14 protein-coding genes and 1 pseudogene are annotated in these 16027 nt (G+C 70.8%); 5 read left to right on the top strand and 10 right to left on the bottom strand.

What is annotated here, in order from left to right; all coding sequences use genetic code 11:
• Position 1: 1 nt before the first annotated feature.
• Positions 2-1297, bottom strand: a complete 1296-nt coding sequence (locus ACFWBB_RS08745; RefSeq protein WP_385268573.1) for a geranylgeranyl reductase family protein — start codon at positions 1295-1297, stop codon at positions 2-4.
• A gap of 97 nt (positions 1298-1394) precedes the next feature.
• Here ACFWBB_RS08745 and ACFWBB_RS08740 point away from each other — a divergent pair, with 97 nt between their 5' ends.
• On the top strand, positions 1395-1901 hold the full coding sequence (locus ACFWBB_RS08740; protein ID WP_385268571.1) for a GNAT family N-acetyltransferase: 507 nt from the start codon (positions 1395-1397) through the stop codon (positions 1899-1901).
• A 415-nt stretch (positions 1902-2316) separates the two neighbouring features.
• A pseudogene (locus ACFWBB_RS08735) lies at positions 2317-2439 on the top strand (serine/threonine kinase); the annotation flags it as partial.
• A gap of 128 nt (positions 2440-2567) precedes the next feature.
• Here ACFWBB_RS08735 and ACFWBB_RS08730 read toward each other — a convergent pair.
• The 4 genes from ACFWBB_RS08730 to ACFWBB_RS08715 are packed head-to-tail and all read right to left on the bottom strand — an operon-like array spanning position 2568 to position 7609.
• The gene (locus tag ACFWBB_RS08730) at positions 2568-3263 is read right to left on the bottom strand and encodes a demethylmenaquinone methyltransferase (RefSeq protein WP_385268569.1); all 696 of its coding nucleotides are present in this window, start codon (positions 3261-3263) and stop codon (positions 2568-2570) included.
• A 32-nt stretch (positions 3264-3295) separates the two neighbouring features.
• Complete coding sequence (locus ACFWBB_RS08725; protein ID WP_385268567.1) at positions 3296-4798, bottom strand: acyltransferase family protein; 1503 nt, start codon at positions 4796-4798, stop codon at positions 3296-3298.
• Positions 4798-7173, bottom strand: a complete 2376-nt coding sequence (locus tag ACFWBB_RS08720) for a bifunctional polysaccharide deacetylase/glycosyltransferase family 2 protein (RefSeq protein WP_385268565.1) — start codon at positions 7171-7173, stop codon at positions 4798-4800. Before ACFWBB_RS08720 ends, ACFWBB_RS08725 begins: the two co-directional genes overlap by 1 nt.
• 19 nt (positions 7174-7192) lie before the next feature.
• Positions 7193-7609, bottom strand: coding sequence for a hypothetical protein (locus ACFWBB_RS08715; RefSeq protein WP_385268563.1), 417 nt, complete (start codon positions 7607-7609; stop codon positions 7193-7195).
• 307 nt (positions 7610-7916) lie between these two features.
• Between ACFWBB_RS08715 and ACFWBB_RS08710 the strand changes: the two genes are divergently transcribed.
• Positions 7917-8960 carry a chitinase gene (locus ACFWBB_RS08710; protein WP_385268561.1) on the top strand — a complete coding sequence of 348 codons (1044 nt, stop codon included), beginning with the start codon at positions 7917-7919 and terminating at the stop codon, positions 8958-8960.
• A gap of 109 nt (positions 8961-9069) precedes the next feature.
• Here ACFWBB_RS08710 and ACFWBB_RS08705 read toward each other — a convergent pair whose 3' ends face one another.
• From ACFWBB_RS08705 to ACFWBB_RS08685, 5 genes are all read right to left on the bottom strand, one after another.
• Positions 9070-9678 carry a hypothetical protein gene (locus ACFWBB_RS08705; RefSeq protein ID WP_385268559.1) on the bottom strand — a complete coding sequence of 203 codons (609 nt, stop codon included), beginning with the start codon at positions 9676-9678 and terminating at the stop codon, positions 9070-9072.
• 29 nt (positions 9679-9707) lie between these two features.
• Positions 9708-10907: a cyclic dehypoxanthinyl futalosine synthase gene (mqnC, locus tag ACFWBB_RS08700; protein WP_385268557.1), complete on the bottom strand. Its 1200-nt coding sequence runs from the start codon at positions 10905-10907 to the stop codon at positions 9708-9710.
• Positions 10908-10979: 72 nt separating this feature from the next.
• A complete protein-coding gene (locus tag ACFWBB_RS08695; RefSeq protein WP_385268555.1) occupies positions 10980-11822 on the bottom strand; it encodes a prepilin peptidase in 843 nt (280 codons plus the stop codon).
• Between the two features lie 130 nt (positions 11823-11952).
• A complete protein-coding gene (locus tag ACFWBB_RS08690) occupies positions 11953-13704 on the bottom strand; it encodes a protein kinase (RefSeq protein WP_385268553.1) in 1752 nt (583 codons plus the stop codon).
• A gap of 71 nt (positions 13705-13775) precedes the next feature.
• The gene (locus ACFWBB_RS08685; protein ID WP_385268551.1) at positions 13776-14624 is read right to left on the bottom strand and encodes a menaquinone biosynthetic enzyme MqnA/MqnD family protein; all 849 of its coding nucleotides are present in this window, start codon (positions 14622-14624) and stop codon (positions 13776-13778) included.
• A 288-nt stretch (positions 14625-14912) separates the two neighbouring features.
• On the opposite strand from ACFWBB_RS08685, the gene ACFWBB_RS08680 reads away from it, so the two are divergent.
• Both ACFWBB_RS08680 and ACFWBB_RS08675 read left to right on the top strand, forming a co-directional pair.
• A complete protein-coding gene (locus ACFWBB_RS08680) occupies positions 14913-15116 on the top strand; it encodes a cold-shock protein (RefSeq protein WP_385268549.1) in 204 nt (67 codons plus the stop codon).
• A 206-nt stretch (positions 15117-15322) separates the two neighbouring features.
• Positions 15323-16024, top strand: coding sequence for a class I SAM-dependent DNA methyltransferase (locus tag ACFWBB_RS08675; RefSeq protein WP_385268547.1), 702 nt, complete (start codon positions 15323-15325; stop codon positions 16022-16024).
• The last annotated feature ends 3 nt before the right edge of the window (positions 16025-16027 follow it).

Raw genomic sequence — 16027 nt, 5'->3', positions numbered from 1 at the left:
CTCAGGCCTTGGGCGCCACCTTGCTCAGGCCGTTGATGATGCGGTCCATCGCGTCGCCGCCCGTGGGATCCGTGAGGTTCGCGAGCATCTTCAGGGTGAACTTCATCAGCAAGGGGTGGGTCAGGCCGCGCTGGGCCGCGATCTTCATGACCTTCGGGTTGCCGATCAGCTTCACGAAGGCGCGGCCCAGCGTGTAGTAGCCGCCGTAGGTGTCCGCGAGGACCCTCGGGTAACGCTGGAGGGCCAGTTCACGCTGTCCGGGGGTGGCGCGGGCATGGGCCTGGACGATGACGTCGGCGGCGATCTGCCCGGACTCCATGGCGTAGGCGATGCCCTCGCCGTTGAAGGGGTTCACCAGGCCGCCGGCGTCGCCGACCAGCAGCAGGCCCTTGGTGTAGTGGGGCTTGCGGTTGAAGGCCATGGGGAGGGCGGCGCCACGGATCGGGCCGGTCATGTTTTCGGGGGTGTAACCCCAGTCCTCCGGCATGGACGCGCACCAGGCCTTGAGGACCTCGCGCCAGTCGAGCTCCTTGAAGGAGTCGGAGGTGTTCAGCACGCCCAGGCCGACGTTCGACGTCCCGTCGCCCATGCCGAAGATCCAGCCGTAGCCGGGCAGCAGACGGTCCTCGCCCGGGCCCCGGCGGTCCCACAGTTCCAGCCACGACTCCAGGTAGTCGTCCTCGTGGCGCGGCGAGGTGAAGTAGGTGCGGACCGCGACGCCCATCGGACGGTCCTCGCGGCGGTACAGGCCCATCGCCAGCGAGAGGCGGCTGGAGTTGCCGTCGGCGGCCACCACGAGCGGAGCACGGAAGGTCACTTCGCGCTTCTCCTCGCCCAGCTTGGCGTGCACGCCGATGATGTGGCCGGTGCGGTCGTCCATGACCGGGGCGCCGACGTTGCAGCGCTCGTACAGGCGGGCGCCCGCCTTCTGGGCCTGGCGGGCGAGCTGCTCGTCGAAGTCGTCCCGCTTGCGGACGAGTCCGTAGTCGGGGAAGGAGGCGAGATCCGGCCAGTCGAGCTGGAGGCGGACGCCGCCGCCGATGATGCGCAGGCCCTTGTTGCGCAGCCAGCCGGCCTCCTCGGAGATGTCGATGCCCATGGCCACGAGCTGCTTGGTGGCTCGTGGGGTGAGGCCGTCGCCGCACACCTTCTCGCGCGGGAACTCGGTCTTCTCCAGGAGGAGTACGTCGAGTCCGGCCTTGGCGAGGTAGTACGCGGTCGTGGAGCCGCTCGGCCCCGCGCCGACGACGATCACATCGGCGGTGTTTTCGGAGAGGGGCTCGTTCACGACGGTCACGGCGGGATCTCCCCAAGTTCGGAATCTTCGTGCCGACCGGCACTGGACATGGGCAGTCTATTCAGCAGAATTGATCACCCGGCTGAAGGGCTGCCCCGTGAACCGAGCTCTCCCCGTAGTACGGCTGCGTGTCCCCACGGACGAGGACGCGGTCACCTGGCACCGGGTCTTCGACGACCCGGACGTGATGGAGTTCCACGGCGGACGGTCCGCGGAGCTGTCCGCCTACGAGGAACTCACCGCCCGGCAGCGCCGGCACGACGCGGAGCGCGGTTTCTGTCTGTGGACGATGCTGGACCGCGACGACCGGGTCATCGGGTTCACGGGCGCCCAGCCGTGGCCTCAGGAGTGGGGTCCCAAGGGCGAGATCGAGATCGGGTGGCGGCTCGGCCGGGAGCACTGGGGGCAGGGTTATGTGACGGCGGCCGCGCAGATGACGCTGGAGCGGGTGCGGGCCGCCGGGGTGCCCGGGGTGGTGGCCATGGTCGACGCGCGCAACGCACGGTCCATCGCCGTCACGGAGCGGCTGGGCATGCGGCTCGCGGAGGTCTTCACGACACCGGAGCCGAAGCGGGAGGGGCGCTGCTACCGCCTCGCGTGGTGAGCGCAGTTGCCGGGCCGGTGCTTCGGCACGGTGACCGCGGCCGCCCAGCGCGGCTGGCGGGCCGGTGCTTCGGTGAGCGCGGCTGCCGGGCCGGTGCACGCCCGGTGAGCGCGGCTGCCAGCCGGTGCGCACGCGGTGACCGCGGCTGGCGGGCCGGTGCTCGCACGGTGAGCGCGGCTGGCGGGCCGGTGCTCGCACGGTGACCGTGGACAGTGCTCTGGCGGGGTGACCGCGGCTGCCGGAAGTGCCTTGCGTGGGACCTGCCGTCACTCGACCACTCCGTGACCTTCCGTAGCCGTTGGCTACAGAAAGACACCGTGCGCTTCCGGACGGCGCCCCGGGCGGCTGCCCTTCCAGTACCGCTGGGGGTGGCATCTGTGTTCATACCACCCAAAACACCCGAAGTGCGTGTGCCGAGGTGCCGCGAGGCACCGTGGTCACCGTGTGGTTCGACTTCGGCGAGGGGGAAGGCGGCGGGGGCGCGGGCGCGGGCGAGCTGGACCGGCCCGGGCATCCCTTCGAGGCGATCACCAGGTGATCACCAGGTGACAGTGGCAGCGACGGTGCGGGTCGCGGTCACGGTCACGATTCCTGTGGCCCGTGACCCGTGACCCGTGGCCCGTGACCCGTGGCCCGTGACGCGGCCGGAACCGGTCGTACCGCGCCTCAGGCCTTCTTGAAGCCCCGGTGCAGGGTCACCACGCCGCCCGTCAGGTTGCGCCAGGCGACCTTCGACCAGCCGGCCTTGCGCAGGTGCTCGGCGAGTGCGGGCTGGTCGGGCCAGGCGCGGATGGACTCGGCGAGGTAGACGTAGGCGTCCGGGTTCGAGGAGACCGCGCGGGCGACCGGGGGCAGGGCGCGCATCAGGTACTCGGTGTAGACGGTCCGGAAGGGCGCCCAGGTCGGGTGCGAGAACTCGCAGATCACCACGCGTCCGCCGGGCCGGGTCACCCGGTACATCTCGCGCAGCCCGGCGTCGAAGTCCTGCACGTTGCGCAGGCCGAAGGAGATGGTGACGGCGTCGAACACGTCGTCCTTGAAGGGCAGCCTGGTGGCGTCCCCGGCCGTGAACGGCAGCCAGCCGTGGTTCTTCTTCCCGACCTGGAGCATGCCGAGGGAGAAGTCGCAGGGGACGACGTAGGCGCCGGTCTGCGCGAAGGGAAGGGAGGACGTCGCCGTGCCCGCGGCGAGGTCCAGGACCTTCTGGGCGGGGCGGGCGTCGACCGCCCTGGCGACCTCCTTGCGCCACCTCCGGTCCTGTCCGAGCGACAGGACGTCGTTGGTCAGGTCGTACCGTTCCGCCACGCGGTCGAACATCGAGGCGACTTCGTGGGGCTGCTTGTTCAGGGAAGCACGGGTCACCCGCCCATTGTGGCAGCCCCGCCCTCACCGGCTCACGGCAGGAGCCTCGGCCTCTTCCGTGCCGCGACGTCCTCGACCCACCCGCAGAGCAGCACGAACAGCGCGATCAGCAGCCAGCCCACCCCGAACATGAACCACTGGCTCTCCAGCGGCAGGTAGGTCTCGAACGCGGGGATGTCCCAGAATCGGTCGATCAGCGGTACGGCCAGGATCAGGGCGATCTCGTGCCAGAGGTAGATCGTCACCGCGCGCGCGTTGAAGACGGTGACGATCCGGTTCGTGCGCCGGAAGCGGGTCAGCCAGGCGAAGTCGATCCCGAAGTACGCCTTCGCCCACATCAGCAGCATGACGAAGCCCGCCGACCAGAAGGCCTGCGCTAGGGGGTCCTCGTCCAGGTCGTAGGTGCCGAACTCGGCCTGGTGCGTGAAGGCGTACCAGCCGCCGAACCCGATCGCCACGAGCGACACCACGACCACCAGGGCCGGCTTCATCCGCTGGAGGACGCCGTCGCGGTGCGCGAAGCCGAGCATCCAGCAGAAGAGGTACGTCGACAGGTCCCACATCGCGGTGCCGACGCGGTTGTCCGGGCCCGCCCAGACGAAGGTCAGCACCAGGATCGGCGCGAGGGAGAGCGCCAGCACGGGAACCGGGGCGAGCCGGAACAGCCGGAGCAGGAGCGGGGAGAGCAGCACGAACCACAGATAGGTCCGCAGGTACCAGAGGATCTCCCAGGCCTGCTGGCCCCAGGCGTTGCCCGGCGGGTCGCCCAGCGGCACGACCCAGTAGACGATCTCCCAGCCCGGTATCCAGTCATGGATCAGCATCGCCAGGACGACGAAGACGCCCCAGAACCAGAAGGGGGGAAGAAGCCGGCGGAGGCGGCTCTTCACCACCTTCAGCGCCGGACGCTCCAGGGACTTCGCCATCAGGGTGCCGGCCAGGCCGAACATGATCCCCATGGAGGGGAAGACCATGCCCGCCCAGGCCCAGCCGAAGGTGTGGTACGCGACGACGCGGATGAGCGCGAGGGCTCGGAGCGTGTCGAAGTAGCGGTCCCGCTGGGGGGCGGCCGGCCTGGAGGAGGACGGGGGTCCCTCCGTCACACCCTCGGTGACGGACGCCTGGGCCTCCGGCTCCTGAGCGGGTTCCAGCCCCTGGGCCGAGTCCTGCACCGGAACCGGGTCCGGAACCGGGGCCGTGTCAGGGGCCGGGCCGGTGTCCGGGTCCACCACGGGCAGGGGCGCCGTCTGGTCGACGACACCGCCCTGCCCGTATGCGGTGAACTCCGCGTGCTGCGCGTACTCCTGCGCATACGGCTGCTGCGCATGGGGCTGCTGCACGTACTGCTGTGGATACGGCTGCTGTGGATACGGCTGTTGCGGGTACTGCTGCGGCTGTTGCCCGTACCCGTCGGACCCGTACCCGTCAGACCCGTACGGGTACGACGACGGCTGCCCGTACCCCTGGCCCTGCCCCTGCACCTGGCCCTGTCCGTACCCCTCGCCCTGCCCGGGTCCCTGCTGCTCCCAGCTCATCAGCCCACCCCGGCCGGGGTGCCGACCTCGCCGGTGCGCTTCAGTTTCTGCCAGCGCAGGCGGCCGCCGGTGAGAGCGGTGATGCAGGAGTGGATGAGGACGAGGTACATCATCTGGCGGTAGGCCAGCTGCTGGAGCGGCATCATCAGCAGATAGCGGTACTTCTCGCGGTCCAGGCGGAAGGCGTAGGCCGCGCAGCCCAGCTGGACGCCGAGTACCGCCAGCCAGGCCAGCAGGGCCGCCTGGAAGTCGACGAAGATCATCGAGTAGACGGTGAACACGTCGATGAGCGGGGCGAAGACCGGCGTGATGATCTGGAAGAGGACCACGAGCGGCATGCCCACACGGCCGAAGCGACCCGAAGGGCCCCTGTCCGTGAGGGACTTGCGGTGCTTCCACAGCGCCTGCATGGTGCCGTAGGACCAGCGGTAGCGCTGGGACCACAGCTGCTTCAGGGAGCCGGGTGCCTCGGTCCAGGCCTTGGCGTGCTCCTGATAGACGACCTGCCAGCCCGCGCGGTGCATGGCGATGGTGATGTCGGTGTCCTCGGCGAGGGTGTCCTCGCTCATCCCGCCGACCTCGAGCACGGCATCGCGGCGGAACGCGCCGATCGCGCCCGGGATGGTCGGCATGCAGCGCAGCAGGTCGTACATGCGGCGGTCGAGGTTGAAGCCCATCACGTACTCGATGTGCTGCCAGGCGCCGATGATCGTGTCGCGGTTGCCGACCTTGGCGTTGCCCGCGACCGCGCCGACGTCGGCGTCGGCGAAGGGCTGCACGAGCTGGTGCACGGCGTCGGGCTCGAAGACCGTGTCGCCGTCCATCATCACGACGATGTCGTAACTGGCGCTGCGGACACCGTTGTTGAGGGCGGCCGGCTTGCCCGCGTTGTCCTGCCGGATGACGCGGACGTTCGTCATGCCGAGGGCCCTCGCCGCCTCGCGCGAGATCTCGGACGTGTCGTCCGTCGAACCGTCGTCCACGACGATGACCTCGATCGGGTGGGTGCTCTTCGCCAGCGACTTGAGGGTGTTGGCGATGCACTCCTTCTCGTTGTACGCCGGAACGATCACGCTGACCGGCCGGGTGATCGTCGGCCCCCAGCTGAAGCGGCGCTTGTTGCGCTTTCTGTAGTGCCGGCGGGCCAGGATCAGCATCATCCCGAACCGGCCCATGACGGCCACGCCGACGATCATCAGCCCCACCGAAAGCGTCGGGACGGTCCACTCGGCGAGGGTGACCGCCGCGATGAGGGCCTTGCCCTCGTAGAGGGTCACGCCGGAGGCCTCGCGGTGCGCGGCCTGGAGACGGTTGATGGTCCCGCCGTTGCCGCCGGTCCCGCCGGTGCCGATCCCGCTCTCACCGTTGGGCGCGGTGCCGGGCTGCCCGCCGGTCGCTCCCTGGGTTCCCGTCGTCCCGGTGCCGGTACCGGCGGCACCCGCGGCCGTACCCGCGGCCTGCTGACCCGTGCCGGAGGCCTGCCTGGCCGCGGCGTTCTGCTCCTGCATCACGCCGCTGATGGTGGTGAAGGTGTAGCCCGCGGCCTTCATCTTCTTGATGTACGTCGGCAGCGCCTTGATCGTCTGCGAGCGCTCGCCACCCGCGTCGTGGAAGAGCACCGACGCGCCCTTGCCGTCCTCCGGCGTGGCCCACTTGATGATCTTCGAGACGCCCGGCTTCTTCCAGTCGTCGCTGTCCGTGTCGACGAAGACACTGGTGTAACCGTCCTGGCCGAGCTTCTCGTAGACGGGCCAGCTGTAGTTGTCGATGGCGTCCGCCTCGGAGGAGTACGGGGCGCGGAAGAGCGTCGTCGTGATGCCGGCCGCACCCGCGAGGGCGAGCTGGGTCTGCTCCATCTCACGGTCGACGCGGGCGTCGGACTGGTAGGAGAGGTCGACGTGGGTGAAGGTGTGGATGCCCACCTCGTTGCCCTCCTCGACCATGTCCTTCACGATGCTCGGGTAGCGCGACACCATCGAGCCCACCAGGAAGAACGTGCCGGGCACGTCGTACTTCTGGAGGATCTCCAGCACCTGGGGGGTCCAGGTCGGGTTCGGGCCGTCGTCGAAGGTCAGCGCGATCGTCTTGTCCGGCACCGAGAGAGTCGTGGCCTGGCCGCCCTGGAAGGTCAGGATCGGGCCGCCGTCGAGGACCTTGTTGGGCACCTTGTTGGCGCTGGCCCCGGTGCGCACCCGCTGGTCCCCGCCGACCTCGGCGCGCAGATAGCCGTCGAGGAGCATCACGCTGGTCAGCGCGAGCAGAAGCAGCAGGGCGAGGATGACTCGCGGTTTCTGAAGCGCCGCGGCCTTGCCCGCCGCCCGCGACATGCGGGTCGGGGCGCGGCGGCGGCCGCGGGAGGTACTGGTGGTCGTCATGGGAGTGGCTGCGCTCCGGTCAGTTGGCGGCCGCGGCCGCCGAGGCGGTCGCGGTCGGGGCGGAGCTCGGCGGCTCGCCGGTGGCGACGCCCGTGGGCGGGGTGCCGGTGGGCCTCGAGGGCGGGGTGCCGACACCGCCCTGCGGCTGGTAGCCGCCGGGGCCGGAGTTCTGGGCGCCGGGCGGGCCTCCGTTGCCGAACGGCAGCAGCGAGGACGGGGCCAGGGAGGTGCCCCAGCCCATGAAGGCGGCGCCGAGGACCACGGCGTACACAAGACAGCCGACCCCCATGAGGAGACCGATCCGGCGCAGCAGCTTGGACCTGCGTCCGGAGTTGTCAACGAACACGGGCCCCTCGGCGGAGGCGTCGTCACGTTTGCGGCTGCGACGGCTGCCGCGAGCGGCGGCACGGCTTTCGATGGCAGGCTCGGATTGCATTCCACGGATATTAGAGAGCCTTTATGTGGCACAAACTCTGTGCTGCTTGTGAGACACCCATGAGAAACGCGTGAACCTGTCTCTTCCCTGAGAGATCCCCAAAACTCCTGCGCGGCGCCTGCCCGTCATGGGAGGGTTGAACATCCCTTTTGGGCGGATGCATATCACCTTTTGCGCGCTTACCTCCATGAACTGTCTGTGTGTCCACTGTTCCCGCGCGATCCGCCCACATGTGAGACATTTCCATTTCGGAAACGCGCTTTGTTTCCGTGCTGAGACAGAAATCACGAAAGCGGGTGCATACGCAATGAGGAGTTTCCTGATGCCGACGGCCGGGGTCACCTGCCTGTTTACCCTGGCCGTGACGGGATGCTCCGCGGGTTCCGACAGCACGTCGGACGCGGCACCACCCGCGGCAAGCAAGCAGGCGAGCAGTAGTCCCTCGCCATCGGCCAGTGCCGGCTCGTCCAGTACCGGCACCTCCTACGCGCCGTACGTGAGCGCGGTGGAGGCGGATGACAACGACTCGGCCGGTTCGCCGACGACGTACAACCTGGCGTTCGTCATCGCCGGCGGCAGCGGCTGTACGCCGAAGTGGAACGGTACGAACGCCATCGGCGACTCCGCGGTGAAGTCCCGCGTCTCGGCGCTGACCCAGTCGGGCGCCACCGCGCGCGTCTCCTTCGGCGGGGCCTCGGGCAAGGAGTTGGCGGCCACCTGTGACAGTGCGTCGGAGCTCGCTCAGGCGTACGGCGAGGCGCTCGACGCGGCGGGCTCCACACAGGCCGACTTCGACATCGAGGGCGACGAACTGACCGACTCCGCCTCGGTCGCCCTGCGTTCCCAGGCGATCGCGGCGCTCCAGAAGGAACGCCCGGACCTGGAGGTCTCCTTCACCCTCCCGGTGATGCCCTCCGGGCTGGACTCCGACAGCCTGGCGCTGCTGACGTCCGCGAACAAGTACGACGTCCAGGTCTCCACCGTCAACCTCATGACGATGAACTACGGCGAGTCGTACGCCGGCGACATGGGCGGCTACGCGATCACCTCGGCGACGGCCGCGCAGGCGCAGCTCAAGAAGGTCTTCGGGACGACGGACGCCGGCGCCTGGAAGGGCATGGCGCTCACCTCGATGATCGGCACCAACGACGTCGCCAACGAGACGTTCTCGCTCTCGGACGCGGCGCAGGTGCGGACGTTCGCCGAGGAGAAGGGCATCTCCTGGGTGTCCATGTGGTCGACGTTCCGCGATCAGCAGTGCGAGGAAGGCTCCGCCGCGGATGACGCGCTGACCAACTGCAGCGGGGTCGAGCAGGAGAACGGGGCGTTCGCGGAGGCGTTCTCGGAATAGAGCACGGGTTCGTCGGCCAGGTGCCGGCCGCCGGTTCGTCGTGGCTGGTCGCGCCCGCGCGGCGGAGCCGCACGATGTCACAGCCCCGCCCCCCGAAGGGGCGCCGCTGTCAGCGCCGTCGGTACAGCAGGCGGCCCTCGATCACCGTGGCCACGCAGGTTCCCGCGCCCCGGGTCGACAGGGCCGCCTCGTCGGGCACGTCGAAGACGGCGAAGCGGGCGGCGGAGCCCCGTTCCCTGGGCGGGGCGAACTCCACCGGCAGGCCGCAGGCGTACGGGTCGAGCGAGGGCACCCCGCCGGGGTGCGGGGCGGACCGGCCCACGACCGCCAGGCCGGAGCGGGCCAAGGCGTCCCGCACCGCACGTCGGCGCAGTTCCCCGCAGGCCGCCGCGACCGTGCCGTGGGCCAGCATGCGCTGCACCCCGCGCCGGGCGCTGGCCCCCCACCGGGCGTCGTCCGGAGCCAGTGCCCTGAGCGCGTCCCCGGTCAGCGGCTCGGTGCCCAGTTCACCGGCCTCGCGCGGGTCGGGGTGGTAGGCCGCCTCCAGCAGCTCCGTGCCGTGCGGGTTGACGAGACCGGGCGTCAGGATGCCGGGCCACTGACGCACCCGCGCCGACGGATACGCGGCGACGAGCTCGTCCAGCGACCCGGCGTCGGCGATCCACGCGCCCTGGACGGCGAGCGCCCGGCCCTTGGAGTCCGCGTGAATCGTCAGCATGCGAAGGCTGTTCGGAAACCGGTCGGGGGCTAGTTGGAAGCCAGGAGCTTGAGTTCGGGGTGGGCCGTGCCGCCGGCGATCGCGGTCGACGAGATGTGGGACATGACCCGCTCGTCCACCGGGTCGTTCGCCGGGTCGTCGTGCACGAGGAGGTGCTCGTACGTCGTCGCGCGCTGGGCCGGGACCCGGCCCGCCTTCCGGATCAGGTCGATGATCTCGAGGCGGTTGGAGCGGTGCTTGGCTCCGGCCGAGGAGACCACGTTCTCCTCCAGCATGATCGAGCCGAGGTCGTCGGCGCCGTAGTGCAGGGAGAGCTGGCCGACCTCCTTGCCCGTCGTCAGCCAGGAGCCCTGGATGTGGCGGACGTTGTCGAGGAACAGACGGGCGATCGCGATCATCCGCAGGTACTCGAAGAGGGTCGCCTGGGTGCGGCCCTTCAGGTGGTTGTTCTCGGGCTGGTACGTGTACGGGATGAAGGCCCGGAAGCCGCCCGTCCGGTCCTGCACGTCACGGATCATCCGCAGGTGCTCGATGCGCTCGGCGTTGGTCTCGCCGGTGCCCATCAGCATGGTGGACGTCGACTCGACGCCCAGCCCGTGCGCGATCTCCATGATCTCCAGCCAGCGCTCGCCGGACTCCTTGAGCGGGGCGATGGCCTTGCGGGGGCGGGCGGGGAGCAGCTCGGCACCGGCGCCGGCGAAGGAGTCGAGACCGGCGGCGTGGATCCGGGCGATGGCCTCCTCGACCGGCACCTTCGAGATCCGCGCCATGTGCTCGATCTCGGACGCCCCCAGCGAGTGGATCACCAGCTGCGGGAACGCCTCCTTGATGGCCGCGAAGTGCTTCTCGTAGTACTCGACGCCGTAGTCCGGGTGGTGACCGCCCTGGAACATGATCTGCGTACCGCCGAGTTCGACGGTCTCGGCGCACCGCCGCAGGATGTCGTCGAGGTCGCGCGTCCAGCCCTTGGCGGTGTCCTTCGGGGCCGCGTAGAACGCGCAGAACCTGCACGCCGTGACGCACACGTTCGTGTAGTTGATGTTCCGCTCGATGATGTACGTGGCGATGTGCTCGGTCCCCGCGTACAGACGGCGGCGTACGGCGTCGGCGGCGGCGCCGAGCGCGTGCAGCGGGGCGTCGCGGTAGAGGTCGAGGGCCTCTTCCGGGGTGATCCGCCCGCCGTCCGCGGCACGGTCGAGCACAGACTGGAGGTCGGCCTTCTCGGGCACCGGAACGTCCCTTTCGTCAGGGGGTGTGGGCGGACCGAGCCAGCCTACGCCAGCCGTCTCGGCACCCGGGCGTCAGGCCGCGTAGGCGCCGATCAGCAGCCCGGCGAAGGTCCCCGCGAGCATGAACGGCCCGAACGCGATCGTCGTCTTGCGTCCCGCCCGTCCCACGACAACCAGCGCACCGCCGTACAGCGCCCCGAGCAGGAACGCGGCGAACGTGCCCAGCATGAGCGTCGCCCAGCCGTACCAGCCGAGGACGGCGCCCGCCGGGAGCGCCAGCTTCACATCGCCGTAGGCCATGCCGCCGGGGTTGACGAGATGCAGCACGAGATAGCCGCCGCCGAGGGCCGACGCGCCCAGCAGCGCGGTCGTCCAGTCACCGGCGTGCTCGGGCAGCAGCGCGGCCGCGCCCAGCAGGACGAGGGCGGCGGCCGCGAGCGGGAGGGTGAGCGGATCGGGCAGCCGGCGCACCCGCAGGTCGACGGCGGTCAGCAGCACCCCGACCGGCGCGAGCAGCAGCCAGACGGCGAGCTCGGGCCGCGGGCCGGTGGCGGCGGCGAGCGCGGCACACACGAGAGCGGTGAGGACGGCGTAGCGCGGGGCGCCCGGGCCGTACGAGTGTGTGCCCGGGCCGTACGAGTGTGTGCCCGGGGCGTATGAGGGAGTGCCCGGGGCGTATGAGGGAGTGCCCGGGGCGGGTGAGGGAGCGCCCGCCTCGGCGCACCGGTCGCATCCCGCCCGCCCGAGCCACCCCCGGATCGGGTGCCCGCCCGGGCAGCTCGCCCGCCAGCCGCCGTCCCTCTCCTCCCACGGCACGGAGAACCGGTAGACGGCCCGCGGCAGCAGCGCACCCGCCATCGCGCCCCACAGCACAGCGCCGGCGATCAGCGCCAGGTCACTGGGAGGTGTGGTCATCGACAGGGATCTTAGGGACCCTGCCCTTCTCGCGCAGTCTCCTCAGCCGGCCCGCTCCCCCGAGCCCGCTGCTCGACCACCCGACGACCCGACGACCCACCACCCGACCACCCGAAGACCCACCACCCGACTACCCGACCTTCGACATCCGCGCCACCGGGTTGCCCTCCGCCGCGCTGTCCGAGCTGTAGGTCAGGTCGTCGCCGGTCGGGGTGAGCCGGATCGTGTGGGCCTCCGGGTTGCAACCGGCGTGATTGCTCTTCGCCCCGACCGAGGTGGCGACGACGTCCTTCGCCGTCACCTGCTTCAGCGTCAGGAGGTCGACACAGATGCCGCCGAGCGCGTCGGTCTGCCGCAGCTCACCCAACTTCTCGCCCACGTCCGCCTGTTGGACCGTCACCCGGAAGGTGCCCATCGGAAGCGTGCCGTCGAGGCCGCTGCCCTGGCCCTCCCAGGTGCCGACATAGCGGGCCGGGAGGGCGGTGGGCGCCGCCGAGGCGGCCGGGCCGGAGGTCGAACCGACCGTCGGCGCCGAGGAGTGGGCGCCGCTGGCGGCGCCGTCGTTCCGGTCGCCGTCGCCCGGCAGCATGCGGAACAGGAACACCGAGCCGACCGTGACCGCCGCCATCGCTCCCGCGACCGCCAGCGCGACGGTGCAGCTCAGTCGCCGCCCGCGCCCGCCCTCCCCCGGAGCCGCGGTGGCCGCCACGGTGACGGAGACCCTGCCGGGCCGTTCGGCCGCGGGCGTCGCCGGTCCGGCGTCCCTCGGCGCGGGGACGAGACCCGGCTCGTCGACCGGAGTGGCCGCACCCCCGGCGAACCCGGCGAACCCGGCACCGGTTGCGCCCCCGGCACCGCCGCCCATCACCGGCGGCGGGCCGAACTCCCCCAGTCTCACCGCCGGTTCCCCCGCCGTCACCGCCGGGCTGCTGAATCCCACCGGACCGGACGCGACCGGCTCCGCACCGGCCCCCGTCCCCTCCAGGTTCAGCAGCTGTACGGCGCTCCGCCCCAGTTGCTCCACCAGCGCGCCCGGCAGCCACCCGCCCGCCACCAGCCGGGCCGCGCCCTCGGGGGCGAGCCGTCGGGCCACCTCGGCGGGGGCCGGTCGGACGGCCGGGTCCTTGGCGAGGCAGGCCTCGACCACCGCCCGCAGGTCACCCCGCAGCGCGCCGTCCGGCTCACCCAGCTCCGGCTGCTCGTGGACGACCCTGTAGAGGAGGGCGGCCGAGGAGTCCCCGGGGAACGGAGGCAGGCCGGTCGCCGCGTAGGCCAGCACCGCGCCGAGGGAGAAGACATCGGCCGCGCCGGACGCGACCTTGCCGAGGATCTGCTCGGGGGCCATGTAGCCGGGCGAGCCGACCGAGACGCCGGTCGAGGTGAGCGAGGCCGTGCCGTCGGTCGCCCGGGCGATGCCGAAGTCGATCAGCAGCGGGCCGTCCACCGTCAGCAGGACGTTGGACGGCTTCACGTCCCGGTGCACCAGGCCCAGCCCGTGCACGGTCGCCAGCGCCTCCGCGAGGCCTGCGCCCAGCACCCGTACGGAGGTCTCGGGCAGCGGGCCGCCGGAGGTGACCGCCGCGGCCAGCGACGGACCGGCGGCGTAACCCGTGGCGACCCAGGGCACCGTGGCCTCCGGGTCGGCGTCCAGTACCGGCGCGGTCCACGCGCCGCCGACCCGCCGCGCGGCATCGACCTCGCGCCGGAAACGGGCCCGGAACTCCTCGTCGAGCGCGAGATGCGGGTGCACGATCTTCACGGCGACCGTGCGGCCACCGGCGCTGCGGCCCAGGTAGACGCGGCCCATCCCGCCGGAGCCGAGCCGGCCGAGCAGCCGGTAGGGCCCCACGGTCGTCGGTTCGTCGACTCCGAGCGGCTGCATGAATGTCCACCCTTCCCCCGAAAGGCGCCCCGCGGGCCCCCATTGGACTCGGCAGCAGCGTAGTGCCGTGGCTAGGGCCGGAGCAGCTCCACCTTGACGTCCGCCGGGAAGCCCGTGGTCGGACCGACGCGGCGGGCGAACTCGGTCACGGCCTCCAGCTGGGGGCCGCCGAAGCGGAAGTCGAGGGTGGTGAAGTACTGCTCGAGCACGTGCTCGTCGAACTCCTCCCAGCGGGCCGCCTGCTCGGCGACCTTGCCGACCTCGTCCAGGGAGAGGTTGCGGGACTCGATGAAGGCCTCGTGGACCTTGCGGGTGATGACCGGCTCGCGCTCCAGGTACTCGCGGCGGGCCGCCCACACCGCGAAGACGAACGGCAGGCCGGTCCACTCCTTCCAGAGCGCCCCGAGGTCGTGCACCTGCAGACCGAACCTGGGCCCGTCCAGCAGGTTGGCCCGCAGCGCCGCGTCGCCGATGAGTACGGCCGCCTCGGCCTCCTGCATCATCAGGCTGAGGTCGGGCGGGCAGGTGTAGTAGTCGGGCCGGACCCCGAAGCGGTCGGCCAGCAGCAGCTGGGCCAGGCGCACGGAGGTGCGGGAGGTCGAGCCGAGGGCGACCCGGGCGCCGTCCAGCTCCTCCAGCGGGACCTGGGAGACGATCACGCAGGACATCACCGGGCCGTCGCAGCCGACGGCGATGTCGGGGAAGGCGATCAGGTCGTCGGCGTTCTTGAGGAACTCGACCAGGGTGATGGGCCCGATGTCGAGATCACCCCGGACCAGTCGCTCGCTGAGCTTCTCCGGGGTGTCCTTCGTCAGCTCGAAGTCGAGGAGGGTGCCGGTTCTCGCGAGCCCCCAGTAGAGGGGCAGGCAGTTGAGGAACTGGATGTGGCCGACGCGCGGCCGGGTGCGAGAATTGTCCACATCGCGAGGCTAGACCCCATCGGATACCGTGGGCACTCCACCCCCTCGGTCAACCTCTTCCGCGGATCTTCAAACGTCCGGGTGACGTGATCTTGACCTCTATTGCTTTCGGCTGCCTGCATGCTAGGCTCGCCGCAAGTTGCAGTTTGGTTTCCCTTGCAGTACAGAGCCTGCGGAGCATGTAACCGCGGGCTCTTGTCGTATTCAGACGTATGCAGTTGTGCGGCACTTGCTTTCACGCTTGCAGGGTTCTGGAGCAGGGCAACCCTTTGGGCCCAAGGAGGGCTTATGGCTACCGGAACCGTGAAGTGGTTCAACGCCGAAAAGGGCTTTGGCTTCATCGCCCAAGAAGGCGGCGGCCCCGACGTCTTCGTCCACTACTCCGCGATCAACACGCAGGGTTTCCGCTCGCTCGAGGAGAACCAGCAGGTCTCCTTCGACGTGACGCAGGGCCCGAAGGGTCCCCAGGCGGAGAACGTCACCCCCGCCTGATTCTTCACACCCTGAGATCGCAAGTCTGAGAGCAGCACCCAAGGAGCCCCGTGCCGTACGGCACGGGGCTCCTGCCTTTGCCTGAGGGGGCTCCTGCCTTTGCCTGCCGGCCCTGGGGCTCCTGCCTTTGACTGCCGGCCCTGGGGCTCCTGCCTTTTGCCCGGCTCCCCTTCGGTTGTCAGTGGGCGCCGCTAGGGTCCCCGCCCATGACCGACACCACGGACGCCACTCCCACTCCTCCTCCCGCCCCCACCGCCCCGGCCTTCGTCACCGCCACCCGCACCTTCTACGACGCCGTCGCCGAGGACTACGCCGAGCGCTTCCGCGACGGAATCGCCGCGAGGCCGCTGGAGCGGGCCGTTCTCACGGCGTACGCCGAACTCGTCGGCGCCGGTGGCCGGGTCGCCGACCTGGGGTGCGGCCCCGGCCGGACGACGGGGTTCCTCGCCGCGCTGGGGCTCGAGATGTCCGGGCTCGACCTGTCGGAGTCGATGCTGGCGATCGCGCGGCGCGAGAACCCGGGGATCCCGTTCGCGCAGGGCTCGATGCTCGACCTGGACCTGCCCGACGGGGGTCTGGCGGGGGTCGTCTCCTTCTACTCCTCCATCCACACCCCGGTGGAGGAGCTGCCCGCCCTCTTCACCGAGTTCCACCGCGTCCTCGCCCCCGGCGGCCACCTCCTGCTCGGCTTCCAGGTCGGCGACGAACCGCGCCGCCACGACCGCCCCTGGGGCCATCCGGTCGCCCTCGACTTCGAACGCCGCCGCCCGGAGCGGATGGCCGAGCTGCTGACGGCGGCCGGATTCGCGATGCTGTCACGCACCGTGCGCGAAGCGGACACCGACAGCGGCGAGACGACGCCACAGGCCCTCCTGGTCGCCCGCAGGCCGGCGCGGACGCACGCGTAGGCG

It is taken from the genome of Streptomyces sp. NPDC060000 (assembly GCF_042737375.1).
In the GTDB taxonomy this organism is placed as follows: Bacteria; Actinomycetota; Actinomycetes; order Streptomycetales; family Streptomycetaceae; genus Streptomyces.
Note: the sequence above shows the minus strand (reverse complement) of the source record. Positions and strands in the feature narration are given on the sequence as shown.

Excerpts from the sequence above, each read along its gene's own strand:
- ACFWBB_RS08725 (WP_385268567.1), bottom strand. The coding sequence starts at position 4,798 with ATGAGCTGGGAGCAGCAGGGACCCGGGCAGGGCGAGGGGTACGGACAG.
- ACFWBB_RS08720 (WP_385268565.1), bottom strand. The coding sequence starts at position 7,173 with ATGACGACCACCAGTACCTCCCGCGGCCGCCGCCGCGCCCCGACCCGC.
- ACFWBB_RS08715 (WP_385268563.1), bottom strand. The coding sequence starts at position 7,609 with ATGCAATCCGAGCCTGCCATCGAAAGCCGTGCCGCCGCTCGCGGCAGC.
- ACFWBB_RS08710 (WP_385268561.1), top strand. The coding sequence starts at position 7,917 with ATGAGGAGTTTCCTGATGCCGACGGCCGGGGTCACCTGCCTGTTTACC.
- ACFWBB_RS08705 (WP_385268559.1), bottom strand. The coding sequence starts at position 9,678 with ATGCTGACGATTCACGCGGACTCCAAGGGCCGGGCGCTCGCCGTCCAG.
- ACFWBB_RS08695 (WP_385268555.1), bottom strand. The coding sequence starts at position 11,822 with ATGACCACACCTCCCAGTGACCTGGCGCTGATCGCCGGCGCTGTGCTG.
- ACFWBB_RS08690 (WP_385268553.1), bottom strand. The coding sequence starts at position 13,704 with ATGCAGCCGCTCGGAGTCGACGAACCGACGACCGTGGGGCCCTACCGG.
- ACFWBB_RS08680 (WP_385268549.1), top strand. The coding sequence starts at position 14,913 with ATGGCTACCGGAACCGTGAAGTGGTTCAACGCCGAAAAGGGCTTTGGC.
- ACFWBB_RS08675 (WP_385268547.1), top strand. The coding sequence starts at position 15,323 with ATGACCGACACCACGGACGCCACTCCCACTCCTCCTCCCGCCCCCACC.